Genomic DNA, 23,325 nt, shown 5'->3' on the forward strand with positions numbered 1-23,325 from the left:
AACGCGTCCTTACTGGAAACTGCTGGCGGCATCATCCATTCCAAATCCATAGCTGTCAGAACCATAGGTCGATTCTGTACCGAACTGAATTTGTGAATCATCCAGCAAAACTTCGCCGTGCTTGTAATGTGTGACTAAGCCAGGGAAGGTCAAAACAGCAGCCACCATCAACAATTGAATGATAATAAACGGCACTGAGCCCCAATAAATATCAGTCGTCGACACACGCTTGATACGCTCGCCCGTCACCTTGTCGGTATAGTCATCTTTGGGGGCCACCGAGCGCAGGAAAAACAACGCGAAGCCAAAAGGCGGGTGCATGAAGGAGGTCTGCATATTGACCGCCAACAAAACACCGAACCAGATCAGGTCAATGCCCATCTTGTCAGCAATTGGCCCGAGCAGCGGCACAATAATAAAGGCCAGCTCGAAAAAGTCGAGAAAGAAAGCCAGCAGGAAGGTCAGAATACTGACAATGATCAGGAAACCCCATTCCCCACCGGGCATGTCGATCAAGAGGTGCTCGACCCACAGGTCACCATTGATGCCGCGAAAGCTCAGACTAAAGACGGTCGAACCCACCAGAATGAAGACCACAAAGCACGATAGGCGGGTCGTCGATTCCATGGCCTGACGCAGCAGCTTCCAGGATAAGCGGCCACGCGTTACGGCCATGATGATGGCCCCCACCGCCCCCATCGCCCCGCCCTCGGTGGGGGTAGCCACACCAATAAAGATGGTGCCCAACACCAGGAAGATCAGGAACAGCGGTGGCACCATCACGAAAATCACGCGCTCGGCGATTTTGGACAGCATGTTCAGCTTGAGCAACTTGTTGATCAGCGCGATCACCCAGGCCGTTACCCCCCACAACAGCATCAGCACGACGATGTGCTCGTCCATGGGGATATTGGGGTGAGTGGCAAAATAGTGCTGCGAACCAAAGTAGGCCACGGCCGATGCCACAATGCTCAAGACGATCAGCGAGGTCAAACCACGGCTGCCATTAGGCTCCACATACACACGGGCCTCTGGCGGCAAGGCAGGAGCCGACTTGGGCTTGATGTAGGACATCACCACAATGTACAGAACATAGGTCGCCACCAACAGCAGACCGGGCAGCATGGCACCTCGGTACATATCACCGATGGAGCGCCCCAGTTGGTCAGCCAGAATAATCAGTACGATGGAAGGCGGGATGATTTGCGACAGCGTGCCCGAGGCTGCAATCACCCCTGTGGCTAACTTGCGGTCATAGCCATAGCGCAACATGATGGGCAAAGAGATCAAGCCCATGGAGATCACGGAGGCCGACACCACACCCGTCGTAGCAGCCAACATGGCACCGACCAGCACCACGGCAATGGCCAGACCACCACGCAAAGGACCAAATAGCTGACCAATGGTATCGAGCAGATCCTCCGCCATCCCTGAGCGCTCTAAGATCAGCCCCATTAAGGTAAAGAAGGGAACCGCGAGCAAGGTATCGTTCTCGACAATACCAAATACCCGTTGAGGCAAGGCCTGGAATAAGGCCGGCTGCATCATGTCCAGTTCAATGGCGACCAGACCATATAAAATCCCGATTGCCGACAAGGTGAAGGTAACGGGAAAACCCAATAGCAAAAACACGATCAGGTTAAAGAACATGATCGGAGCCAGATTATCAACCAGAAATTCCATTGTTACTGGCCCTTAGAAACAGAGGTTGTTGCTTCGTTTGCCTGGGCAATCTGACGAATTTCCTGGGCAAGTTCTTCTTCTGCGCTCAGCCCACCATTCCTTAATAAGGGGTTGGGACAGACACCGCGCAAAAAGCCTATGCATTTGATCAGGTGGGACACACCGGCCAAAGCCAATAAGGCAAAACCAATGGGGATCAGTAACTTGACAGGCCAACGCACCAGCCCACCCGTATTGGAGGACTGCTCGTTCAGCACATAGGACTGCTCAAAAAACGGAATAGAGAGCCAAAAAATCAGCAAGGTTGCGGGCAGAAGGAAAAAGATCACGCCAATAATATCGATCCAGACCTGAACACGCGGCGGAAAACGTTCCGCTAACGCATCCACCCGTACATGTTCATTCACAAAGAAGGTATAACCGGCCGCCAGCAAGAAAATGGCACCGAACAAATACCACTGCAATTCCAGCCACTGATTGGAGCTGATGCCATACACCTTGCGAACGATGGCGTTAATAGCACTGACCAACACCACGATCAGGGTTAGCCAGGTCACGGACTTACCAACGACCGTATTCAGACGGTCGATCAAACTAGACAATCGTAAGAAAAATTTCATGGCCTTGCTCAGGATATGGTCGCCTTCTGGATTCGCTTGTGGCTCATGCTCGAAGGTGGTCGGCCTTATACAGATAAGAATGTAAGAAACAAAATGGCTTCACATTTTATACGATTCAAGCATGTGAAGCCGGTTCGAATACCGGGGATAAACCCTTTAGACACGGGCTAAATCATGATTTTTCTGAGACCGTTTCAGCAAATCGCAAGCCACTTAATTCATAGAGCAAATCGTAGGGATTGCGGGTAGGAATATCAAACTGCCGGGGGTAATCTACCCCGGCCAGATACAGACCACTGGCATCGAACGTCGGAGCCGATAAGCGGCGATCGCGCTGCGCCAATAAATGCAAAACCCAATCTGGCGGTTGTCGGCCTTGGCCGATATAAATCAGCATACCCATCAGGTTGCGAATCATGTGATGCAAAAAAGCATTGGCGCTGAAACGGAACAGGAAAAAATCGCCCTGCTGCTCGATATGAATGTGCGACATGGTACGCACCGGGCTGGCCGCCTGACATTGCGAGGAACGAAATGCACTGAAGTCGTGCTCGCCCACCAGATGCCGGGCGGCCTCTTGCATCAGGGCCAGGTCCAAAGGACGAAAAACCCAGGCAACACGACCATGCAATAAAGGGGAACGCACCCGGTGCTGACGCAACAGGTAAACGTAATGGCGGCCTTGGGCGGAAAAGCGTGCATGGAAATCATCCGGCACTTCGCGCGCCCATTGCACGGCAACGGAGTCCGGCAGCAAGGCGTTCAAACCACGCACCCACGACTCCAGGCTGCGCTCGGCAGCCGTGTCCAGATGAACTACTTGATTGAGGGCATGAACGCCGGTGTCGGTGCGACCGGCGCAGATCGTAGAGACAGGCTGGGCCGTAAAACGGCGCAGTGCCTGCTCCAGAACATCTTGAACGGTGTTGCCACCGGCCTGACTTTGCCAACCCAGCCAGGGCGTCCCTTCATAGCAGACACCCAATGCAATACGTCTCATGGTGGGTTTGCCTTACTGACGAACGGGAGGCTCGTCCGAAGGCGGCTGATCCAGGTCCAGATTGATTTTTTCCAGTTTTTCCCGAACCATCGCTTCGCTAACGGGTGCGGGCGAGTCATCGCCATGGCGATTTTCGGTATTGGCACGGCGCAACACCCAGGTCACCAGGACCACAATTAACGCCAGTACTACGGCCATCACGGCCAACATATGTTCTTGAATCCAGGACACGGTCTTTTTTGCCTTGTTAACTGCACCGGCCATCTTGCCCTGCTCGGACTCAGATGGTGCGGAAATCGCTCCTGCCACGGAGGCAGAAGAAGCGGCGCCCGAAGCGCCAGAATGCGTGTTGCCCGTAGCAGCATCGCTACCGGCATCCCCCAGACCCAGCTCTTGCGCCGAATCCAGGATTAAATCTTTAGCGGCCTCGCCTTGAGACTGCAAGGCACGGCCCAGGGTGGAGACATTCTCTTCCAGTTGCGAGACACGATCGCCCGTCTCGCGCAGTTGATGCTGCAATTGCTGCTTGGCGTCACGGGCTTGCGTCCCTGCCGACAAGAGCAAACGATCCTGGCCTTGCGCCTGAGCTCCCGGCTCGCCTGAACCCGTTTGCACCACACCCTGGGAGGCATCAGCCTGATCCTGCCCCTCCTGCGCCGCAGAGCGCAACGCTTGGGCCTGATCGACATAGAGGCGACGAGCTTGGGCATCGTCTATGGACAACATCGCCGCCACATCGGGAATCTGTAAGGTTTGGCCCGCCTTTAGGCGGTGCATATTCTGCTTGATGAACGCATTCGGATTCTGCTTATGAACCGCCATCATCCACTGATAGGCACTGACACCATCCACGGCATGGCGACGCGCCAAGGCATGCAAGGTATCGCCGGATTTCACGCGTACCGCGCTTTGTGCCTTCACATTGGATGGAGTGGTCGAACCGGAAACCTGCACAGACACCGGCGCCTGATGGCCTGCCTGTGTTTGAGTCACCGCTTTGACAGCCACCGGAGCCGGGGCCAGCACGCTGACCTGATGCAGGAACTGTCCGCTATCACTTTGAATCTGCAAGAGCACATCGGCCACAGAACCGGAGAACATCTGCTCGGAAGAGAGCCGAATGCGTCTTACTTGCCCTTGCTCGTCACGCTCGATCACGGTCTTCAGGGAATTCAGATCAACCGGAGGGGTCAAGCCAACCTGCTGCCAGACCGACAAGGGAGCAGGTGCCACTTTCAGAGACAGGCTTTCTTCCGGACTGATCTGTCGAATACCCACATCCAGCTTGAAAACCTGATTGGGAGCTGACACCAAACGACTATGGCCAATCTCCAAAGCGCAAACCGGTGCGGCCGCCAGCATCCCGGCCACTAGCAGGGCCGAACCCAGCGTACGTACGGGATGAAGGCAGCCAACCATGATTAGAGCTCGCCCAAAGCAATACGCAACATGCGGCGCAGCGGTTCAGCTGCGCCCCACAGCAACTGGTCGCCAACCGTGAAGGCGCTCAGGTACTCGGGACCCATGTTCAGCTTGCGCAGACGCCCCACAGGGATATCCAGCGTGCCAGTCACGGCAACCGGAGTCAGCGAATCTACCGTGGCTTGACGCTCGTTAGGAATGACTTTGGCCCACTTGGAACCTTCAGCCAGGATATCGGTGATCTCGTCCAGCGGTACATCACGAGTCAGCTTGATGGTCAGAGCCTGGCTGTGGCAACGCATGGCACCGATACGCACGCACAGACCGTCGATAGGAATATGCTTGTCCTGCGCACCACGGCCCAGGATCTTGTTCGTTTCCACGCCGCCTTTCCACTCTTCACGCGTCATGCCATTGCCCAGGTCAGAGTCGATCCAGGGGATCAGACTGCCGCCCAGCGGAACGCCGAAGTTTTTCTGCGGCAGATTGGGATCGCGCTGTGTCTGCAAGACACCACGGTCGATATCCAGAATGGCCGATGCAGGATCGTCCAGCAGGCTGGAGACGGACTGATTGATCAGACCGAACTGAGTCAGCAGTTCGCGCATGTGCTGTGCACCACCGCCCGACGCCGCCTGATACGTCATGCTGGTCATCCACTCAACCAGATTCTGGTTAAACAGACCGCCCAGACCCATCAGCATGCAGCTGACCGTACAGTTACCGCCGATGAATTGCTTGCCACCGTTGGCCAGCGCCGCATCAATCACAGGACGATTGATCGGGTCCAGCACAATCACGGAGTTTTCATCCATACGCAGCGTGCTGGCCGCGTCAATCCACAAACCATTCCAGCCAGCGGCACGCAGCTTGGGGTAGATCTGGCTTGTGTAATCTCCACCCTGGGCAGTCACAATAATGGGCAGCTTTTTCAAAGCGTCAATATCGTGGGCGTCCTGCAAAGGGCCAGCGCCGTCAGCCCACGAGGGAGCTGCGCCGCCAGCATTGCTAGTCGAGAAAAACACCGGCTGAAAAAGGGAAAAATCGCCTTCGTCGCGCATGCGCTGCATGAGCACGGAGCCCACCATCCCACGCCAGCCGACCAAACCTACCGCTTGAGTCATAGTAGTACCACCTGGATATATAAAAAAATAAAACGATAGAAGATACTATCGCAAAGCCTTGAGCACTGCATCCCCCATAGCACTGGTGCTCAGCAATTGACAACCGTCTTCGTAGATGTCGCCGGTACGCAAACCTTGTTCGAGCACGCTGGCAACCGCTGCTTCGATACGTTTGGCCTGGTCTTCTGCATTGAGCGAGTAGCGCAGCAACATGGCAGCGGACAAAATGGTGGCCAAAGGATTGGCTTTGTCCTGACCGGCGATATCGGGTGCCGAGCCATGGCTAGGTTCGTACAAACCTTGCTGGGATGCGTTCAGAGATGCCGAGGGCAACATGCCGATGGAGCCTGTCAACATGGCCGCTTCATCCGATAGGATATCGCCAAACAGGTTGCCTGTGACAATCACGTCGAATTCTTTTGGTGCGCGCACCAATTGCATGGCGGCATTGTCCACGTACATGTGGCTCAATTCCACGTCCGGATACTCACGGGCCACATCAATCATGATGTCGCGCCAGAACTGGGATGTTTCCAGCACATTGGACTTGTCCACGCTGCACAAACGCTTTTGACGTTTTTGTGCGGCCTGGAAACCCACGTGGGCAATACGGCGCACTTCGCTTTCGGCATAGTGCATGGTGTCAAAACCCTGACGCTCGCCAGCAAAGTTGCCCTCTTCCACGGTACGCACACCGCGCGGCTGACCGAAGTAGATATCGCCCGTCAGTTCACGCACGATCAGGATATCCAGACCGGACACGACTTCTGGTTTCAGGGTGGAGGCGTTAGCCAGTTGCGGGTACAGAATGGCGGGACGCAGATTGGCGAACAGGCCCATGGCACGACGCAGGCCCAAAATAGCTTGCTCGGGACGCAGCTGACGCTCCAGAGAGTCGTATTTCCAATCACCCACGGCGCCGAACAACACGGCGTCGGAGCGTTGGGCCAGGCTCAGTGTTTCAGGTGGCAGAGGATGGCCGTGCAGGTCGTAAGCGGCGCCGCCCACCGGAGCCACGGTCATTTCCAGATCCATGCCCAGAGCGCCCAGTACGCGCTGAGCTTGTTCGGTAATCTCGGGACCGATGCCGTCACCGGGCAATACTGCGATTTTATGAGTCATGATGAGTAGGACGTAAAAATTAGAGAGTAAGAGTGAAGAGCGCCGGCCCGACGACCGAAGCATCTTGGCCGCCATAGGCAGGCCGCAACAGCGAGGCTTCTACAAGGCCGGCACCCATGTTCAAGGTTGGCCGACCAACCAAGGGTGGCGGGCCAGACGCTCGGCCTCGTACTGACGGATCATGTCCGCTTTCTGCAAGGTCAGACCAATTTCATCCAGGCCATTCAAGAGGCTGTGCTTGCGCGAGGCATCAATGGTGAATGGCAACTCCCGACCTTCAGGTGTGATGACGCGCTGCTCGGCCAGATCAATACGCAGCTTGTAACCGGGGAAGGCTTTGACTTCATCGAACAGGCGGGCAATATCCAGCTCGTTCAGGACAATAGGCAGCAAGCCGTTCTTGAAGCTGTTGTTAAAGAAAATATCGGCGAAAGACGGCGCAATGATGGCGCGAAAACCATATTGCATTAGCGCCCAGGGTGCGTGCTCGCGGCTGGAGCCACAGCCAAAGTTCTTACGCGCCAACAGCACAGAAGCGCCCTGGTAGCGGTCCTGGTTCAGCACAAAATCCGGGTTCAGCGGACGGCGGGAATTATCCATGCCGGGTTCACCGTGGTCCAGATAGCGCAGTTCGTCAAACAAGTTGGGGCCAAAGCCGGTGCGCTTGATGGATTTGAGGAACTGCTTGGGGATGATCAAGTCCGTATCCACATTCTCCCGATCCAAGGGAGCGACCAGACCTTCATGAGTAGTAAATGCTTGCATGGTATGGATTTCCTCAGCTGAACGAACGCACGTCGACAAAATGGCCAGCAATAGCGGCGGCAGCCGCCATGGCTGGGCTGACCAGGTGGGTACGACCACCCTGCCCCTGACGTCCTTCAAAGTTACGGTTGGAGGTCGAAGCGCAACGCTCGCCAGGTTCCAGACGGTCGGCGTTCATGGCCAGACACATGGAGCAGCCGGGCTCACGCCATTCAAAACCGGCATTCAGGAAAATCTTGTCCAGACCTTCTTGCTCGGCCTGACGTTTCACCAGACCGGAGCCAGGAACAATCATGGCTTGCTTAACGTTGGAAGCCACTTTGCGCCCCTTGGCCACGCTGGCGGCCGCACGCAAGTCTTCAATTCGGGCATTGGTACAGGAGCCAATGAATACGCGATCAATGCGAATATCGGTCAAAGGCATATTGGGCGTCAGGCCCATGTATTCCAGGGCGCGTTCCATGCCGTTGCGGGCAACGTCGTCCTTTTCCTTGTCTGGGTCCGGTACGCGGCTGTCGATAGGCAACACCATTTCTGGCGAGGTGCCCCAGGTCAGCTGAGGGGTAATCTGGCTGGCGTCGATACGGATCACGCGGTCAAACTCGGCACCTTCGTCAGAGTGCAAGGTGTTCCAGTAAGCCACGGCTTGATCCCACAACACGCCTTTGGGGGAGTAAGGACGGCCACGCAGGTACTGAATGGTTTGCTCGTCCACAGCCACCATGCCCGAACGTGCCCCGGCTTCAATTGCCATATTGCACACCGTCATGCGGCCTTCCATGGACAAGGCACGAATCGCCGAGCCGCCAAATTCAATGGCATAGCCTGTACCACCGGCCGTCCCGATCTGACCGATCACATACAAGATCAGGTCTTTAGCGGTACAGCCAAAAGGCAGCGTGCCGTCCACCTGGATCAGCATACTTTTGCTTTTCTTCATCAGCAGAGTCTGGGTGGCCAGCGTGTGCTCCACTTCCGATGTGCCGATACCAAAAGCCAAAGCGCCCACGGCTCCGTGCGTGCTGGTGTGGGAGTCACCACAAACCACCGTCATGCCGGGCAAGGTGGCGCCCTGCTCGGGGCCAACAATGTGCACAATGCCCTGACGCACGTCGTTCATGCGGAACTCGGTAATACCGAACTCTTCACAGTTGGCGTCCAGGGTATCAACCTGCAGGCGCGAGATCGGATCTGTAATGCCGTTCTGGCGGGAAGTGGTGGGAACGTTGTGGTCCGCCACAGCCAGGTTGGCACTGATGCGCCACGGCTTGCGGCCAGCCAGTGTCAGACCTTCAAAGGCTTGGGGGCTGGTCACTTCATGCAGCAAGTGGCGATCAATGTAGATCAAACAGGTGCCATCCGCGTCCTGATGCACGACGTGTTCGTCGAACAACTTATCGTATAAAGTTTTTGCCATTGCGCTCTCGCGATTCAGTTAAGACGACAACCCGCACAGAGCAGGCTGCATATAAATTTTTTCTTATTATGACAGGCGCAGTAACTGGGACAAGGACATTCACTATCCTAGTATTAGAACTACCAGGATAGCCAAATAAAGAAAAAGCCTAGCAATCTCAACATGATCGAAGGCCCTACTGGCGCGACAGCGCACGGCCGGCATCCGGTCGCCGGGGCACAACTGGTCTTTACTGATTTCCAGTCATCAATGACTAGGGCATTACTCATGCATAATCGGTCAGTAAAGCACGTGGCCTGGAGGAATAAACAGGCTGCTAAAAACCGGAAGAATCAAGCATCGCTAAAGAACGGTAGCTTGCTCCCCCCTTGTCTTACTTTCGATTGGATACGCCATGAGTACACTTCGCCTTCCCTACGACACCCTGTCTCCCAAAGCCTATCAAGGTCTGCTGCAAACAAAGCTGGCATTGGACAAAAGCAGCCTAGGTAAAGAGCTGATTGAGCTGGTGAACCTGCGAATTTCACAAATCAATGGCTGCTCCTTCTGCCTGGAGATGCACGCCTCATCCCTACGCAGCTCGGGCGTGGCCAATGCCAAGATAGACAGCCTGGCAGGCTGGCGCGTTAGCACGCACTTTAACGAACGCGAACGTGCGGCCCTGGAATGGACGGAATCGGTGGTGGATATCGCCCACACCCATGCCGCGGACGAGCACTTCGAGCCATTAAAAGCCCATTTCAGTGAGGCAGAGATCTCAGACCTGACTTTTGCGATTGCCTTGATGAGCGCCTTCAATCGTCTGGCCATCAGCATGCGCAGGTAAACGCGAGGAAGGATTCTGCAACGGCAAGAAGCAAGATACCTACGCCACAACCCGCTTCAGTCCATCGGTGCCCGATAAATATCGCTGCACTACATCGAACTTGAACCGCTCGTCGTACTTCGCCATGTCATAACCCCCGAAAGTTGGAGTAATGTCCAAGCTTCGGGGGTCAATTCAGGGGCGGCTCCCCAGTCTGCAGGAATGCGTTTACTTCAGATCGGCCTTCAGGGTTTCCAGGGCCGCTACAGCGCACGCTTCGTCCAGGTGGCCGCCAGGCGCACCGCCCACGCCGATGGCGCCTATCGTGTCATTGCCGACCTTGACCGGCACGCCGCCGCCCAGCAGCAAAAAACCCTGGATATCACCCAGATTGGCGGCGCCAGCATTTTTCTGCGAACCCTCCAGCATGGCACTGGTCAAGCTACGGGCCGAAGCGGACGTATAGGCCTTGTCGATACTGGCATTGACCGTATGCGAACCGGCCTGATCAGCGCGTTGGAACGCACGCAGCACGCCGGCACGGTCAACCACAGCCGCCGCTACGTTGTAGCCTTTGGCCGAACATTGCTTGACGGTTTCGGCAGCCAGACGATTAGCCAGATCCAGGGAGATGTTTTTTTCGGTCAGCACACCCTGGGCCTGGGCGGCACCAGCGGCGAACAACAAAGCCATCAGAAGGGAAGAGCGCAACATAGCAGTAATCTCCATTTATCAGTTCCGACAACATTGTCGGCATGGAAAAACTATACTTGCGCCGCCCGCACGGGACTATTCGGACGCTTACCCTCGCCTCTACGTAGTTTTACGGAGAGGCACTCACCAAACTGGCGTAATACCGAATCAGGTGGGCCAGGTTATCGACCTGCAGTTTGGCAAACAGGTTGGCGCGATGCGTTTCAACCGTACGGGGCGACAGCGACAGCGCCCGACCTATCTCCTTATTGGTCAGGCCCTCGACAATCAACGCCAGCACCTCGCGTTCGCGTTCGGACAAGCTGGTGTAGCGCTTACGCGCCCATTGATCGGCCGCAAGGCGCTCACGGCGGCGCACGTGCTGGCGCACAGCTTGCTGTACCGCGTCCAGCAGAACATCGTCACTGACCGGTTTTTCCAGGAACTCGACGGCGCCCACCTTGAAGGCGCGCCTGCACATGTCTACCGTGCCGTGCCCGGTCAACAGAATGATGGGCTGGTCCACGCCTTGCTCGACCAAAGTATCGAGCAAGGTCAGTCCGCTAATGCCAGGCATGCGCACATCAAGAATCAAGGCCCCGATAGACTGCCGATCGAAAGACTCCAGAAACTGCTGCGGATCCGCCCAGGTCTGCACCCGCAGCCCTACCGTGCCGATCAGCAAGGCCAGACTTTGACGCACGGCGGCGTCATCGTCCAACAGATGGATCAAGGGCGATAAGCTGGGGCCATTTTCGGTCGGGTTCATGATGATTCTTCGTCCACTCGTTGCAGTTCCAGCGCAAACACGGCCCCTCCCATGGGATCGTTGAACGCTGTCAAACCACCGCCCATGGCCTGAGCCAGGGACTCACTCAGGCTCAAGCCCAGGCCCAGGCCGTCGGAGCGCGTCGTAAAGAAGGGCTCGAACACGCGATCCAGATGCTGCGGGTCGATTCCCGGGCCGTTGTCACGCACGGTCAAGACCACGCGCCCTTGTCGCGGCAGCACCTCGATCCAGATACGCGGATGACTGATCTGGGCGGCGCCCAAGGCGGATACGGCATTATTGAGCAGATTATGAATTATCTGTCCCAGCGCCACGGGCTCGCCGACCACATCGACATCATGTGGAGGAAGACGTTTCTCCAGGGTAATGCCATGCCGTTCCAACTCCGGCATCAGCAAGTGCACAGACTCCTCCAGCACCTGGGTCAAGGACAACGGGTAGCACTGATCAGCCAGCCCGCTTTCACGCAGGCTGTGCCGCAGACGCGTCAGCACGCTGGCCGCCCGCCTGATCTGCTCCACCGAATGTGCCATGGCCTCACGCGCAGGCTCCAGGTCGGGGGGGTCTTCCTGCAGCAGGCGCAGACTGGCTTGGGTATTAGCCAATACGGAGGTCAAAGGCTGGTTCAATTCATGCGCCAGACCCGCAGCCATTTCGCCGAGCGAATTCAAGCGGCCCACCTGCCCGATACGCAGCAGCTCCTGCGCACGCAAGGTCTGCTCACGTTGCTTGCGCACATAGATGATCAGCGCCACCAGCAAGGCGCTGGCCAGCGCGAACAGCGCCACTTGCCCCCAAGGCAGGTCGGCATAGCTCACGACGCGACGCGTGTGCAATTGAAAACGCTGGCTGGGGGAGGCCAAGGTCTTGCCAGACTGAAACACCACAGGCCCGGCATGGTCCAACCCCGGACTGATCACCCATTGTTGATCCTGCCACTCCAGCACCACGCGCACCGGGCTGCCATTACGCCGGAAAGGCCATTCGTCCCAGGCGATGGCGGCATTCAAGTCCAGCAGCACGGCAAAGCTGGCCGGGTGCGCCGCCGCCAGCAGGACATACCGCCCCTGTGCCAGTCGCACGTCCGTCAATACGGCACGCTCGGTCTTCAAGGACTGCAACTGCGCCTGCTGCCACTGAGGATTGGCCCACGCGATATCGCTCTCTTCGCGATAGATCGCCATGACCTGGGGAAACATGGCTTCCAGCGCTCCCAGACGTTCAATGCGCTGCACAGGCGGCTGCAACAGAGCCAGCATCTGCAAAATGGCGTCATGCTGGGCAAGACGCTGACCCAGCAGCCGGTAGGCAATATTGCTTTGCACCGTGAACGCCTCCTGTTGCCGCGCCAGTTCAGCGCGCGTCAACACGGTGGCACCGGCCAAGGACAGGCCGAGCCAGATCAAAAAACCATACAGAAAGGTACGATGGCGCGATCTCATGGGTGCATTTTGAGGATGGGAAGCAATCAGGTAAATAGGCCAACTGGTTGATAAAACCAGGGTTTCCTATATTAAACAATGCCCCTGTCCCGCACCGTTGCGAGCGGTAAGCCCTGGGTCCGCAAGGCCGGCGGCAGCTTCTGCGAGCGCACGTGTCAAGGACCGTCGGCCAAGGGCAGGCCTGCACTGCAAAAACCTAAGGTCAGCCCAATTTTTGCAAGATAATCGATACGGAATAAAGTAAGCCTGCTTAAATCTATCCGGAGTCTATAAGGGGACATCTGTTCCCGCTCCATGATGAGAGCGACGCTTGGCAATCCTCAAAAAAGCCTCATCAAGGGCATTCTTCATTTCAAATTCGACTTCAAAAAATCAGCCTTTCACGGCTTAGCCGCCTGCTGATACAAAGGCATGACCCGCTCCGAGATTGCCTGTAAATCTGCAATCCGGGTTGAAGAAGCCGGATGGGTAGACAAAAATTCCGGCTGACTTCTACCCTGCTCCAAAGCTCCCATTTTCTGCCACAAAGTCACTGCCGCACGCGGGTCGTAGCCTGCTCGCGCAGCCAGCTCAACACCAATCAAATCCGCTTCGGACTCATGGGTGCGGCTATTGGGCAACTCAAACATCACTTCGCTAAGCGTACCTCCCAGATCATTCACCGCTTGCACGCCGGTCAGGGCGGACAGGACAGTCAAGCCAAAGGAGGTCGCCATTTTCTGGGAAACCTGCTCACGCGAATGCTCGCGCAAGGCGTGGGCCATTTCATGGCCAATGACGGCTGCCAGTTCCGCGTCCGTGGGTTGAATCCGTTTGATCAAACCACTGAAAACCGCCATCTTGCCACCCGGCATGCACCAGGCATTAACCTCGTCCTCATTGATGACGTGAACTTCCCAGTTCCAGGAGCGGGCGTCCGCCCGGAAAACACCGACTTGGCCAATCAGACGTTGGGCAATGGTTTTGACCCGACGAGTCTGGGACGCGTTCGTATCCAACGCCTTTTTCTGCCGCGCCTGAGACAGCACCTGAGCATAATTCTGGGCGGCCACCTGATTCAGCTCGGCTTCGGACACCAGATTGGAAATGAACTGTTTACGCTCGACCCCCACCGCCCCGCTTTGCGTGGTCTGCACCGAGGCGCAGCCCGTCATGGCCAGTATCAAACCGGCTGCCAAAAAGCGTTTTCCTGTCGCCATACCTTTCATGCTCAGCTCCAAAAAACAAATCTGACAAGAAGATGAAGTGCTAGGCCCCTGCGCAAACCCTCAGACTCAGACACCGCACTGCGAGCGATGACGCAGGCAATGATCCATCAGCACAATCGCCAACAGGGCTTCGGCAATCGGTGTAGCACGAATGCCCACACAAGGATCGTGGCGACCCAGTGTCTGCACCTCGACCGCTTCGCCCGCACGGTTCACGGAAGGACGCAGGGTGCGAATGCTGGCGGTCGGCTTGATCGCCAGGGAAACCGTCACGGCTTGCCCGGACGAAATACCGCCCAGCACACCACCGGCCTGATTGGTCTTGAAACCGTCCGGATACAGCGCGTCACCGTGCTCCGAGCCTTTTTGCGTGATGCAATCAAAGCCAGCGCCAATGGACACACCTTTGACGGCATTCAACCCCATCATGGCGTGGGCGATATCGGCATCCAGACGGTCGTAAATAGGCTCGCCCCAACCGGCAGGTACGCCTTCGGCCACCACTTCAATACGGGCGCCAATGGATTCACCTTCTTTGCGCAGCTCATCCATATAGGCTTCCAGCTGCGGCACCACGTCCAGATCCGGCGCGTAAAAAGGGTTTTGCTCGACCACATCCCAGCTTTTAAAAGGAATCGCGATAGGACCCAGTTGGCTCATATAGCCGCGAATCTTTACGCCAACGTGCTCGGCTAGCCATTTCTTGGCAATCGCACCGGCTGCGACGGTAGGTGCAGTCAGACGGGCCGAGGAACGACCACCGCCGCGCGGGTCACGGTTCTCGAACTTCTTCCAGTAGGTGTAATCGGCGTGTCCGGGGCGAAAGGTGTCCAGCAAATTGCCGTAATCCTTACTGCGTGCATCGGAATTACGAATCAGCAGGCTAATGGGCGTGCCCGTTGTACGGCCTTCGTAAATGCCGGACAGGATTTCCACCTGATCAGGCTCGCGGCGCTGAGTCACGTGGCGCGAGGTGCCAGGACGGCGGCGATCCAGTTCAAACTGAATATCCTGTTCAGACAGCTCCAGGCCCGGAGGGCAGCCATCAATCACTGCGCCAATCGCTGGACCATGAGATTCGCCGTAATTCGTGACGCGGAAACTTTTACCTAGAGTATTGCCGGACATAGAGAGAGTGAACGCAAATAAAGGGGGGGAAATAAAAGACAGGCACGATTATGGCATTGTTCCCGAATCCGGACATGTTCTGCATCGCACCGGGTTATTTTAGGAAGAGCAGCTGACTGCCAGCTCCGCACTGCCCTCAGGTGGCGGCATGGCATAAGCCTCAAAGCCGGCCCGCTCGGTGTAGGGATCGCGCAGCAACATCAGCAAGGTATCGATTTCGCTGGCATCGTCCTTGGCAGCGGCCTGAATGGCCTGCTCGGCCAAGTGGTTACGCAGCACATACAAGGGATTGACGCGATTCATAGCCTCGCGCTGCTCTGGCGTGTCAGAGCCGTCCAGTGTCAGACGTTGGCTATAGGCTTGCCACCAAGCCTGAGCCTGATCTTCAGAACCTTCAAACAGGCTCAGGAAAGCCTCGGGCGCCTTGCTGGCCTGTGCCAGAGCACGGAAGGACAAGGTGAAATCCGCCCCGCTGTTATGCAGTAAGCGCCACCAATCATCGACCAGTTGGGCATCATCAGCCTGCCAGGTACGCAGGCCGAACTTGGCCTGCAAGTTGGCGTGATAGCGATTCAGAAAACTGGCTTCAAAGGTTTGCAGATGCGCTTTGACCGTTTCAACATCTGGCTCCAGCACCATCAAGGCGCTGGCCAGGCGGTACAAGTTCCAATGCACAACCGCAGGCTGCGCGTTCCAGGCATAACGGCCTTGGTTGTCGCTATGATTGCAGACGTGATTCACGCGGAATTGATCCATGAATCCGTACGGGCCGTAGTCAATGGTCAGGCCCAGAATGGACATATTGTCGGTATTCATGACGCCGTGACAAAAACCGACGGTTTGCCAGTCGGCCACCATCTGGGCGCTGCGGTGCGTGACTGCCTGCAAGAAACGGCAGACGCGCTCTTGCTCCGAATCGCCTTCGAGCAGCAGTTCCGGATAAAACTCTCGCAATACGTAATCCAGCAACTCACGCACACGCGTGGCGTCATTAGCCCAATGCTCGAACGAGCCAAACCGTACAAAGCTGGGGGCAACACGGGTCACAATCGCGCCCGTTTCCACGGTCTCCCGGTACACAGGCGTATCCGAGGTCACCAGGGCCAAGGCCCGGCTGGTGGCAATACCCAAACCAGCCATGGCTTCACTGGCCAGATATTCGCGCACACTGGAACGCAGCACGGCACGGCCATCGCCCATACGGGAGTACGGGGTTTTACCGGCGCCCTTCAACTGCAATTCCTGCGGGCCCGTGGGCGTGTCGATTTGCCCCAGCAAATGTGCGCGGCCATCGCCCAATTGCCCAGCCCAGACACCGAACTGATGACCACTGTATACAGCCGACACCGTCAGACCACCGGGCAAGGGAGCCTGGCCACTGACCACATCCAGGAACTCCTGCTCACCCAAACGGGAAACATCCAGGCCCAGTTGCGCCGCCAATTCTTTATTGACATGCAGCAAGCGGGCATTGGCCAAGGGTTGCGGCGGAACCGCCGTATGGAAAGCCGATGGCAGATCGGCAAAATGGTGACTGATGGCCAGGCCATCGAACAAGCTGGACATACAGACCCCCTTAGGCCGATTTGGCGGCTTTGGCAGCCTCGGCTTTTTTGGCCTTGCTACGCTGCTTGGCCGCTTTCTTGGCTGGCCAAAGATAGAAAATGGCGCAGAAATAATAAATCAGCGATAAAACAATTTCTGCCATCGCCCAGGGCAACACATCCGCCACCGGGTCAGACCAGGCACGCATGACCCCTTCTGCGAAATACAGCAGAATCATCATGGACGTCCATTGCAGGGTATACAAATTGCCCTTGAGCACGCTGCGCAGCGGCAGCACCAAAGGAATCACTTTCAGCACCAGCCAGGAGCCGCCGGGTTTCAAGGGCGCAAAATGAAGCTCCCAGGCCAGGCACAAAGCAATCAAGGCGACCAAAGCCAGGGCCGCCACTCGATGAAGTATGGGGTTTAAAGGTTCATGCATGCTGTTATTATCACCTGAACCCTGTCGAAAAGCAGCGTCCGCCGCATCAAACCGCTATGAAAAACGACGAGAACTTTCCTATGTCCTCTGAGCAAGCTGAACAAACAGACTTGAATCCAGAAAACATCGACCCTGCTTTGCGGCAGGAGCCCGCGCCCGCCCCCACTGCCAAGCACCATTTTTTAAGTGTGGCGCGCTTTGCCATCAAACGGGTGGCCGAAAAAGATCTGATGAAGGTGGCCTCCAGCCTGACCTACACCACCATTTTGGCCATTGTGCCCATGTTGACGGTGGTGCTGGCCCTGTTCACCGCTTTCCCCCTGTTTCAGGAATTTGAAAGTGCTCTGGAAGGGTTCTTGACCCGCAATCTGATGCCCGAGGTGGTATCAGAGAACATCATGCTGTATCTGAACCAATTTGCTGCCAAAGCCTCCGGCCTGACCGCAGTGGGTAGCTTGTTCCTGATTGTCACGTCCATCATGCTGATCATGACCATTGACGAGACCTTCAACAATATTTTCCAAGTTCATACGCAGCGCCCCCTGGGCCAGCGCCTGCTGGTGTACTGGGCCATTATCTCGCTAGGTCCGATTCTGACCGGTGCCAGCCTGTGGGCCACCACCATTCTGGCGCGGGAGTCCATGGGCTATATCGGCAACCTGTCTGGCATTGTCTCCTTTGCCCTGGCCTATGTGCCTTTCCTGTTTACGACCCTGGGTCTGACGGCGCTGTTCATGTATGTGCCCAACCGCCGCGTGTGGTGGCGTGATGCCCTGATTGGCGGGGTGGTCACCGCCGCCTTGCTGGAGTTGATGAAAGCCGGCTTTGCCTTTTACCTGACTCGCTTTCCCACCTACACGATTATTTACGGTGCCTTTGCCATCCTGCCGATCTTCCTGCTGTGGATTTATATCTCCTGGCTGATCGTCTTGCTAGGCGCTTCCATGGTGGCAATTTTGCCCGATTGGCGTGGACGTAACTGGGTCAAGACCAATGTGCCCGGCATCGCTTTTACCGATGCCGTCAACCTGCTTTATCAGTTGTGGCTGACCCGCCAGAACCAGCAAGGGCTTAGCGTACGTGAACTCAGCCACAAGCTGGAACGCGACCCGGACGAGCTGTACGTCATATTGTGCAAGCTCAAATCCATGGGGCTGATTGCTGACACCCAGCAAGACAGTGACGAGCAATGGGTGCTCAGTTGTGATTTGCGTCAAGTCAGCCTGAAACAACTGACCAACGCATTTTTGCTGGACCGCGCCCATACTCACGAGGGTCCGCTAGAATATGTATTCAATTATCTTTCTCAGTTTTTCGATCAGCGACTATCCAATCTGGAAGAACTGTTTGAGTCGCCGCAAGGCATTCTGACAGGACAACCAGCCATACTAAACGCCGATCCCGGTCAGGAGACCCAGTATGCTAAAAGTCAGTGAAATCCTGCGTGTCAAGGGAGACACGCTTTATACAGGCACCCCCGAAATGACCGTCGAAAAAGCGGTACAGAGCATGAGCGAGCTGGATATTGGTTCGCTGGTGATCATGGAACATGGTCAGTTGGTGGGTATGTTGACCTTTCGCGAGATCATTCGCCACTGGCACGCCCAGGGTAATAAAGCCCAGGGGTTTACCGTGCGCAGCATCATGGATGACGCCCCCGTCAGTGTGACCCCCAACACCAGCGCCGACGAAGTGCAGCGTCTGATGCTGAACAATCATGCACGCTACATGCCCGTAATGGATGGCCCGGTGCTGATGGGGGTTATTTCCTTCTTTGATATGGCGCGCGCCATTGTTCACGCCCAACAGTTCGAGAACAATATGCTCAAAGCCTATATACGCGACTGGCCTACCGATTCCGAGCAGGCCAGCGCGCCCTGATCCACCGAGCCCAGCCGCCTTTACTGTCGGCGCTGCAATTGCTCCCAGGCCTGCGCAAGCAGGCCTGGGTCGTTTTTGGCCAGCCAGGTGTGATCCGACAAGGTACGACGCCACTGGCGTGCGCCCTTCTTGCCGTGCGGCCAGCCCAGCATGCTCTTGATCACAATGCGCAACGGAACACCGGCCTGAACATGATGCCGCGCATACGCAATCATCTGTTCGACGACCGAATCTTCATCCAGCAGTACATCCTCGGGCCACAGGCGACGATGAATCTCACTTAATATCGCAGGCGTATGCCAGGCGGCCCGGCCCAGCATCACACCATCGAACTGTTCTTCCAACGCGACCGCTTGATCAGGCTCCTGAATGCCGCCATTCAAGATGAACCGTGCATCAGAAAAGTCCTTTTTCAGTTGCATGGCCATGTCATAACGCAAAGGTGGAATCTCCCGGTTGTCCTTGGGCGACAAGCCTTTCAAAACCGCATTGCGGGCATGCACCGTAAAGACACGACAACCGGCCTCGAACAGCGTCCCCACAAAATCTCGCACAAAATCATAGGACTCGTTGTAATCCAGCCCCAGCCTGTGCTTGACGGTAACAGGTACAGACACCGCGTCCTGCATGGCTTTCACACAGTCAGCCACCAACTGCGGCTCGTTCATCAAACAGGCACCAAAAGCGCCTTTTTGTACTCGCTCCGAGGGGCAGCCGCAGTTCAGATTAATTTCGTCATAGCCCCACTTTTCACCGGCCAGGGCACTGGTGACCAAGGCGTCCCGATCGCTGCCACCCAGTTGCAAGGCCACCGGATGCTCGGCCTGATCAAAATCCAGATGGCGCGCCTGATCGCCGTGCGTCAACGCGCCGGTGGTGATCATTTCCGTAAACAGCAAGGCGCGCGGCGCCAGCAGTCGATGAAAAAAGCGGCTGTGGCGGTCAGTCACGTCAATCATGGGCGCCACACTCAAACGCCACATCTGGCTGTCCGGCATCACAAAATTAGTCATAAACAGGGAGCAAAGAGCCTGATAGCAGGCTTGGTAAAAAGGGAAAACACCCATTTTAATGGTTTCAGCCGACCACAGGATGAAGATAAAGCGCGGTAAATCGTCGCAAGGCCCCAAAAAACCGGCGCACTAGTCTAAAATCGGCCGTTTGACCTACTCGCGCGCCTAATAGTGCGCCAACAACCGGACCCTTACTGAAAGCATGGCTGTTTTTACTTCCGTCAGCGAACTTGATGCCCGTGAACTACTGGAACACTACACACTTGGTGAGTTTGTGTCCTTACGAGGCATTACCGCCGGCATTGAAAACACCAATTACTTTCTGAGCACGACCCAGGGCGAGTACGTTCTGACTTTATTTGAAGTCCTGACGCTGGAACAGTTGCCTTTCTACATCGAGCTGATGCACCATCTGGCGGCCAAGGGCGTTCCGGTGCCAGAACCGATGACACGCCGCGATGGTAAACGCATCTGTGTCATGCACGGCAAACCGTGCTCGATTGTGACACGCTTGCGTGGCGGCTACGAGCCCGAGCCTACGGTGGAACATTGCCGGCAGATCGCCCGCACCCAGGCCCAGGCCCACTTGGCCGCTCAGGACTTCCCCCTGGAACAGCCCAATCTGCGTGGCTTGAGCTGGTGGAAAAGCACCGTACCCCAAGTCCTTCCCTTCCTGGATGCCAGCCAGTCCGAACTGATACAGACCGTTCTACAAGAACAAAGCAACTTTGCCGATAGCGATACCTATCGCTCCTTGCCGCAAGGCCCGGCCCACTGCGACCTGTTCCGCGACAACGTGCTGTTTGCCGGCACCTCGGACGCGCCCCAGATGGGCGGCATCATCGACTTTTACTTTGCCGGTTGCGACACCTGGCTGTTTGACGTGGCTGTGGCTGTTAACGACTGGTGCATCGACCGTCTGAGCGGTGCCTTGAACCAGGAAAAAGCCCAGGCCTGGCTGGAGTCCTACGCCCAGGTACGCCCCTTTACTGAAGCAGAGCACATCGCCTGGCCGATATTGATTCAAGCTGCCGCGCTGCGCTTCTGGATCTCGCGCCTGTACGACTTTTATCTACCTCGCCCCGCTCAAACCCTCAAGCCGCACGACCCACGGCACTTTGAGCGTGTGTTGCGTCAGCGTCGCGACCATGCTGTACCGGCGCTCCCTCGATAAATACGGATACTGATATGCAAGCAGCCAAGCTCCCCTTTCTTTACGGGTGGTACTGGATTCAGGAAGGAATGCGCTTGTTCAAGCTGCAACCAGCCGCTCTGTTTTTCTGGAGCCTGATCACCTCTATCCTGATCAACCTAAGCAATATCTTTCCCATCGTAGGCCAAATGGTGCTGATCGTGCTGGTCCCGACCATGACCTTCATTATTCAGAATGCCTGTCGCCGCATTCATCAGGGGGAGGTCATCCGCCTAGGCATGTGGACCGAGCCCTTGAAACCCGCTCCTGTACGCAACCGCCTGATCAAGCTGGGCCTCATTTATCTGCTGGCCTGCCTGGTCGTGGGCTTTGTGGCGACCTTCCCCTTTGTGAATGAGCTATCGCAATTGATGGACAATAGCGATGCCACTCCACAGGAAGTCATGGCGGCCTTTCGCAAGCCTATTATTTTGTTCTTCGTGCTGTACCTGGGCCTGTCCGCCCTGTTCTGGCACGCTCCGGCTCTGGTAGGCTGGCATGCCATCCCGGTCAAGCAAGCCTTGTTCTTTTCCATGGTGGCTTGCTGGCGCAACAAAGCCGCCTTCCTGCTGTACGGCCTGTGCTGGGCGGCGGCCTTCTTCGCCATCCAAACCCTGGGCGGGCTGTTGCTGGGGGCCGGTTTTAGCCCAGGCACAGCCACCATGGTGCTGACACCTATCAACCTGACCATGGCCGCCATCCTGTACGCCAGCTTCTACCCGGCTTACCGCAGCGTATTTGGTGATCCGATGCGCGATACTGAGCAAGGCTAAGCCCAGTCCAACCATACCCCGCCCCCTGTTTGACGTATTTTCTGCAGGGCGGCGGCCCAGGGCGCAAACTGCTCCGGCCCGGACAGATAACCAAGCGGCGCTTCCAGGACCGATCTGGCCTTTCTATGCCACCGTACTGCTCCTGGCGCTACTGCCGGACAAAACCTCAAAGGCTGATCACTTTGATCCAGAAAGCAGATATCCAGAGCCTGGCGCATTCCCCATAAATGAACCGCTCTGCACGGCCGCAGCCACACGGCGGTTGCGAAACCCTTGTGCTGTGGCAGTGCCTTCCAGCCGCGCCAACGGGCCCAGAACGTACTGGCATCTAATAAATACAGGGCTCGTCGCTGCGTCTGTTGCAGCGGCTGTTTGATCAATACTGATATGGACATCCCCTAGCCTCCCCCTGCCAGCCACGGGCCGAGCAGGCTCATCGCAATCACCAAGAATGTGCAGGGGAAAATACACACCACCAAAGGGGCCAGCAAATAAACGGGCAGCTTGAGGGCTCTTTGCTCGGCTTCCAGGTGCAAATGACTACGCAGCTTTTCTGCTTGAGAGCGTAGCAACAAGGCCAAGGACAATCCCGTGTCCTGCGCCAGCTCCAAAGACAAGGCCAACTCCTCCAGCTCGGCCTGCCTGAAGCTCAAAGCGACATTGCGCATCGCTTGTGGCAAGCGTCGTCCTGCCCGAACCTCGCCCTGTACCTTGTTCAAACTGATCAGCAAACTGCCTTGCGGTAGGGCCTGCGTTGCACGCGCCCAGGCCTGCTGCAAGCCCAGCCCAGACTCGACAGCCAGCACCAGCAGATCCAGAAAGAAGGGCAAATCCCGGCGGCAACGGGAATGATGCTGACGCTGCAGTTTTCTTCCCCGTGAGATAGCTTGTAATACGCTCAGGAAAAAACCAATCACAGTCAGCCCTGCAAGCTCCATCAATGAAGCCCCCTGAGTCAACAAGAAAGCACTAACAAGGCTTGTGAGCAGTCCAGTCAAAGCCACACGTTTGCTTAAAAAGCCCCGTACCTCCTGGGCATACGAACCCCACAATCGCTCCGGCCACTCATGTACAAAAGGCAGGGATAGGCAGAGACTCAGAACTCTGGAAAACGGTGCCTCCCACGCCTGCCAAGCCGCCTGCCCCAAACTGCTGCCACCTTGCAGCAAAAGCAGATAACGACCGCGCCACGCCCACAACAATGCGATCAGGAACAAGGCCGCACTCAGGGCAGAGAGTATCCAGATCATTGCGAGCATA

At 56.5% G+C, this 23,325-nt stretch carries 22 protein-coding genes; 5 read left to right on the forward strand and 17 right to left on the reverse strand.

Going from position 1 to position 23,325, the window contains the following annotated elements; translation table 11 throughout:
• Positions 1-9: 9 nt before the first annotated feature.
• From CA948_RS06005 to leuC, 8 genes are all read right to left on the reverse strand, one after another.
• Complete coding sequence (locus CA948_RS06005; protein ID WP_094196923.1) at positions 10-1,683, reverse strand: TRAP transporter large permease; 1,674 nt, start codon at positions 1,681-1,683, stop codon at positions 10-12.
• A 2-nt stretch (positions 1,684-1,685) separates the two neighbouring features.
• On the reverse strand, positions 1,686-2,303 hold the full coding sequence (locus CA948_RS06010) for a TRAP transporter small permease subunit (protein ID WP_094196924.1): 618 nt from the start codon (positions 2,301-2,303) through the stop codon (positions 1,686-1,688).
• A 172-nt stretch (positions 2,304-2,475) separates the two neighbouring features.
• A complete protein-coding gene (gene truA / locus CA948_RS06015) occupies positions 2,476-3,303 on the reverse strand; it encodes a tRNA pseudouridine(38-40) synthase TruA (protein ID WP_108727570.1) in 828 nt (275 codons plus the stop codon).
• A gap of 12 nt (positions 3,304-3,315) precedes the next feature.
• Positions 3,316-4,722 (reverse strand): type IV pilus assembly protein FimV, encoded by a 1,407-nt coding sequence (locus CA948_RS06020; protein ID WP_108727571.1) that lies wholly within the window; start codon positions 4,720-4,722, stop codon positions 3,316-3,318.
• Between the two features lie 2 nt (positions 4,723-4,724).
• Positions 4,725-5,849 carry an aspartate-semialdehyde dehydrogenase gene (gene asd, locus CA948_RS06025; protein ID WP_094196927.1) on the reverse strand — a complete coding sequence of 375 codons (1,125 nt, stop codon included), beginning with the start codon at positions 5,847-5,849 and terminating at the stop codon, positions 4,725-4,727.
• 45 nt (positions 5,850-5,894) lie between these two features.
• The gene (gene leuB / locus CA948_RS06030; protein WP_108727572.1) at positions 5,895-6,971 is read right to left on the reverse strand and encodes a 3-isopropylmalate dehydrogenase; all 1,077 of its coding nucleotides are present in this window, start codon (positions 6,969-6,971) and stop codon (positions 5,895-5,897) included.
• A gap of 120 nt (positions 6,972-7,091) precedes the next feature.
• On the reverse strand, positions 7,092-7,736 hold the full coding sequence (leuD, locus tag CA948_RS06035) for a 3-isopropylmalate dehydratase small subunit (RefSeq protein ID WP_009462149.1): 645 nt from the start codon (positions 7,734-7,736) through the stop codon (positions 7,092-7,094).
• A 13-nt stretch (positions 7,737-7,749) separates the two neighbouring features.
• Positions 7,750-9,153 (reverse strand): 3-isopropylmalate dehydratase large subunit, encoded by a 1,404-nt coding sequence (gene leuC, locus CA948_RS06040; protein ID WP_108727573.1) that lies wholly within the window; start codon positions 9,151-9,153, stop codon positions 7,750-7,752.
• Between the two features lie 394 nt (positions 9,154-9,547).
• Between leuC and CA948_RS06045 the strand changes: the two genes are divergently transcribed.
• A complete protein-coding gene (locus CA948_RS06045) occupies positions 9,548-9,979 on the forward strand; it encodes a carboxymuconolactone decarboxylase family protein (protein WP_108727574.1) in 432 nt (143 codons plus the stop codon).
• A 207-nt stretch (positions 9,980-10,186) separates the two neighbouring features.
• Here the strand turns inward: CA948_RS06045 and CA948_RS06050 are convergent, their stop codons facing one another.
• The 7 genes from CA948_RS06050 to CA948_RS06080 form a co-directional block, all read right to left on the reverse strand.
• Positions 10,187-10,687: a GlcG/HbpS family heme-binding protein gene (locus tag CA948_RS06050; RefSeq protein WP_238988658.1), complete on the reverse strand. Its 501-nt coding sequence runs from the start codon at positions 10,685-10,687 to the stop codon at positions 10,187-10,189.
• Between the two features lie 94 nt (positions 10,688-10,781).
• The gene (locus CA948_RS06055) at positions 10,782-11,420 is read right to left on the reverse strand and encodes a response regulator transcription factor (protein WP_108727575.1); all 639 of its coding nucleotides are present in this window, start codon (positions 11,418-11,420) and stop codon (positions 10,782-10,784) included.
• Entirely contained in the window at positions 11,417-12,883 is a 1,467-nt protein-coding gene (locus CA948_RS06060; RefSeq protein ID WP_108727576.1) for a sensor histidine kinase, read from the reverse strand. The genes CA948_RS06055 and CA948_RS06060 overlap by 4 nt, the downstream gene beginning before the upstream one ends.
• A 380-nt stretch (positions 12,884-13,263) precedes the next feature.
• Positions 13,264-14,091: a M48 family metallopeptidase gene (locus CA948_RS06065; protein WP_094196934.1), complete on the reverse strand. Its 828-nt coding sequence runs from the start codon at positions 14,089-14,091 to the stop codon at positions 13,264-13,266.
• Positions 14,092-14,157: 66 nt separating this feature from the next.
• Positions 14,158-15,219 carry a chorismate synthase gene (gene aroC / locus CA948_RS06070; RefSeq protein ID WP_094196935.1) on the reverse strand — a complete coding sequence of 354 codons (1,062 nt, stop codon included), beginning with the start codon at positions 15,217-15,219 and terminating at the stop codon, positions 14,158-14,160.
• Positions 15,220-15,318: 99 nt separating this feature from the next.
• Positions 15,319-16,785 carry a protein adenylyltransferase SelO gene (locus CA948_RS06075; RefSeq protein ID WP_108727577.1) on the reverse strand — a complete coding sequence of 489 codons (1,467 nt, stop codon included), beginning with the start codon at positions 16,783-16,785 and terminating at the stop codon, positions 15,319-15,321.
• 10 nt (positions 16,786-16,795) lie between these two features.
• Positions 16,796-17,206, reverse strand: coding sequence for a DUF2069 domain-containing protein (locus CA948_RS06080; protein ID WP_108727578.1), 411 nt, complete (start codon positions 17,204-17,206; stop codon positions 16,796-16,798).
• A gap of 80 nt (positions 17,207-17,286) precedes the next feature.
• Here CA948_RS06080 and CA948_RS06085 point away from each other — a divergent pair, with 80 nt between their 5' ends.
• A complete protein-coding gene (locus CA948_RS06085) occupies positions 17,287-18,642 on the forward strand; it encodes a YihY family inner membrane protein (RefSeq protein ID WP_230017934.1) in 1,356 nt (451 codons plus the stop codon).
• Positions 18,626-19,087, forward strand: a complete 462-nt coding sequence (locus tag CA948_RS06090) for a CBS domain-containing protein (RefSeq protein ID WP_094196939.1) — start codon at positions 18,626-18,628, stop codon at positions 19,085-19,087. The genes CA948_RS06085 and CA948_RS06090 overlap by 17 nt, the downstream gene beginning before the upstream one ends.
• 20 nt (positions 19,088-19,107) lie before the next feature.
• Here CA948_RS06090 and dusA read toward each other — a convergent pair whose 3' ends face one another.
• A complete protein-coding gene (dusA, locus tag CA948_RS06095; RefSeq protein WP_230017932.1) occupies positions 19,108-20,100 on the reverse strand; it encodes a tRNA dihydrouridine(20/20a) synthase DusA in 993 nt (330 codons plus the stop codon).
• A gap of 202 nt (positions 20,101-20,302) precedes the next feature.
• Between dusA and CA948_RS06100 the strand changes: the two genes are divergently transcribed.
• Together CA948_RS06100 and CA948_RS06105 are read left to right on the forward strand one after the other, a co-directional pair.
• Positions 20,303-21,274 (forward strand): homoserine kinase, encoded by a 972-nt coding sequence (locus tag CA948_RS06100; protein WP_108727579.1) that lies wholly within the window; start codon positions 20,303-20,305, stop codon positions 21,272-21,274.
• Between the two features lie 68 nt (positions 21,275-21,342).
• The gene (locus tag CA948_RS06105; protein WP_238988681.1) at positions 21,343-22,065 is read left to right on the forward strand and encodes a BPSS1780 family membrane protein; all 723 of its coding nucleotides are present in this window, start codon (positions 21,343-21,345) and stop codon (positions 22,063-22,065) included.
• 398 nt (positions 22,066-22,463) lie between these two features.
• On the opposite strand, the gene CA948_RS06115 is transcribed toward CA948_RS06105, so the two are convergent.
• Positions 22,464-23,324: a type II secretion system F family protein gene (locus CA948_RS06115; protein WP_230017925.1), complete on the reverse strand. Its 861-nt coding sequence runs from the start codon at positions 23,322-23,324 to the stop codon at positions 22,464-22,466.
• Between the last annotated feature and the right edge of the window lies 1 nt (position 23,325).

This window comes from Alcaligenes aquatilis, from assembly GCF_003076515.1.
Classification (GTDB): domain Bacteria; phylum Pseudomonadota; class Gammaproteobacteria; order Burkholderiales; family Burkholderiaceae_B; genus Alcaligenes; species Alcaligenes aquatilis.

What these genes read in the sequence shown, in the direction of transcription:
- CA948_RS06005 (WP_094196923.1), bottom strand. Translation starts at nt 1,683, where the DNA reads ATGGAATTTCTGGTTGATAATCTGGCTCCGATCATGTTCTTTAACCTG.
- CA948_RS06010 (WP_094196924.1), bottom strand. Translation starts at nt 2,303, where the DNA reads ATGAAATTTTTCTTACGATTGTCTAGTTTGATCGACCGTCTGAATACG.
- truA (WP_108727570.1), bottom strand. Translation starts at nt 3,303, where the DNA reads ATGAGACGTATTGCATTGGGTGTCTGCTATGAAGGGACGCCCTGGCTG.
- CA948_RS06020 (WP_108727571.1), bottom strand. Translation starts at nt 4,722, where the DNA reads ATGGTTGGCTGCCTTCATCCCGTACGTACGCTGGGTTCGGCCCTGCTA.
- asd (WP_094196927.1), bottom strand. Translation starts at nt 5,849, where the DNA reads ATGACTCAAGCGGTAGGTTTGGTCGGCTGGCGTGGGATGGTGGGCTCC.
- leuB (WP_108727572.1), bottom strand. Translation starts at nt 6,971, where the DNA reads ATGACTCATAAAATCGCAGTATTGCCCGGTGACGGCATCGGTCCCGAG.
- leuD (WP_009462149.1), bottom strand. Translation starts at nt 7,736, where the DNA reads ATGCAAGCATTTACTACTCATGAAGGTCTGGTCGCTCCCTTGGATCGG.
- leuC (WP_108727573.1), bottom strand. Translation starts at nt 9,153, where the DNA reads ATGGCAAAAACTTTATACGATAAGTTGTTCGACGAACACGTCGTGCAT.
- CA948_RS06045 (WP_108727574.1), top strand. Translation starts at nt 9,548, where the DNA reads ATGAGTACACTTCGCCTTCCCTACGACACCCTGTCTCCCAAAGCCTAT.
- CA948_RS06050 (WP_238988658.1), bottom strand. Translation starts at nt 10,687, where the DNA reads ATGGAGATTACTGCTATGTTGCGCTCTTCCCTTCTGATGGCTTTGTTG.
- CA948_RS06055 (WP_108727575.1), bottom strand. Translation starts at nt 11,420, where the DNA reads ATGAACCCGACCGAAAATGGCCCCAGCTTATCGCCCTTGATCCATCTG.
- CA948_RS06060 (WP_108727576.1), bottom strand. Translation starts at nt 12,883, where the DNA reads ATGAGATCGCGCCATCGTACCTTTCTGTATGGTTTTTTGATCTGGCTC.
- CA948_RS06065 (WP_094196934.1), bottom strand. Translation starts at nt 14,091, where the DNA reads ATGAAAGGTATGGCGACAGGAAAACGCTTTTTGGCAGCCGGTTTGATA.
- aroC (WP_094196935.1), bottom strand. Translation starts at nt 15,219, where the DNA reads ATGTCCGGCAATACTCTAGGTAAAAGTTTCCGCGTCACGAATTACGGC.
- CA948_RS06075 (WP_108727577.1), bottom strand. Translation starts at nt 16,785, where the DNA reads ATGTCCAGCTTGTTCGATGGCCTGGCCATCAGTCACCATTTTGCCGAT.
- CA948_RS06080 (WP_108727578.1), bottom strand. Translation starts at nt 17,206, where the DNA reads ATGCATGAACCTTTAAACCCCATACTTCATCGAGTGGCGGCCCTGGCT.
- CA948_RS06085 (WP_230017934.1), top strand. Translation starts at nt 17,287, where the DNA reads ATGTCCTCTGAGCAAGCTGAACAAACAGACTTGAATCCAGAAAACATC.
- CA948_RS06090 (WP_094196939.1), top strand. Translation starts at nt 18,626, where the DNA reads ATGCTAAAAGTCAGTGAAATCCTGCGTGTCAAGGGAGACACGCTTTAT.
- dusA (WP_230017932.1), bottom strand. Translation starts at nt 20,100, where the DNA reads ATGACTAATTTTGTGATGCCGGACAGCCAGATGTGGCGTTTGAGTGTG.
- CA948_RS06100 (WP_108727579.1), top strand. Translation starts at nt 20,303, where the DNA reads ATGGCTGTTTTTACTTCCGTCAGCGAACTTGATGCCCGTGAACTACTG.
- CA948_RS06105 (WP_238988681.1), top strand. Translation starts at nt 21,343, where the DNA reads ATGCGCTTGTTCAAGCTGCAACCAGCCGCTCTGTTTTTCTGGAGCCTG.
- CA948_RS06115 (WP_230017925.1), bottom strand. Translation starts at nt 23,324, where the DNA reads ATGCTCGCAATGATCTGGATACTCTCTGCCCTGAGTGCGGCCTTGTTC.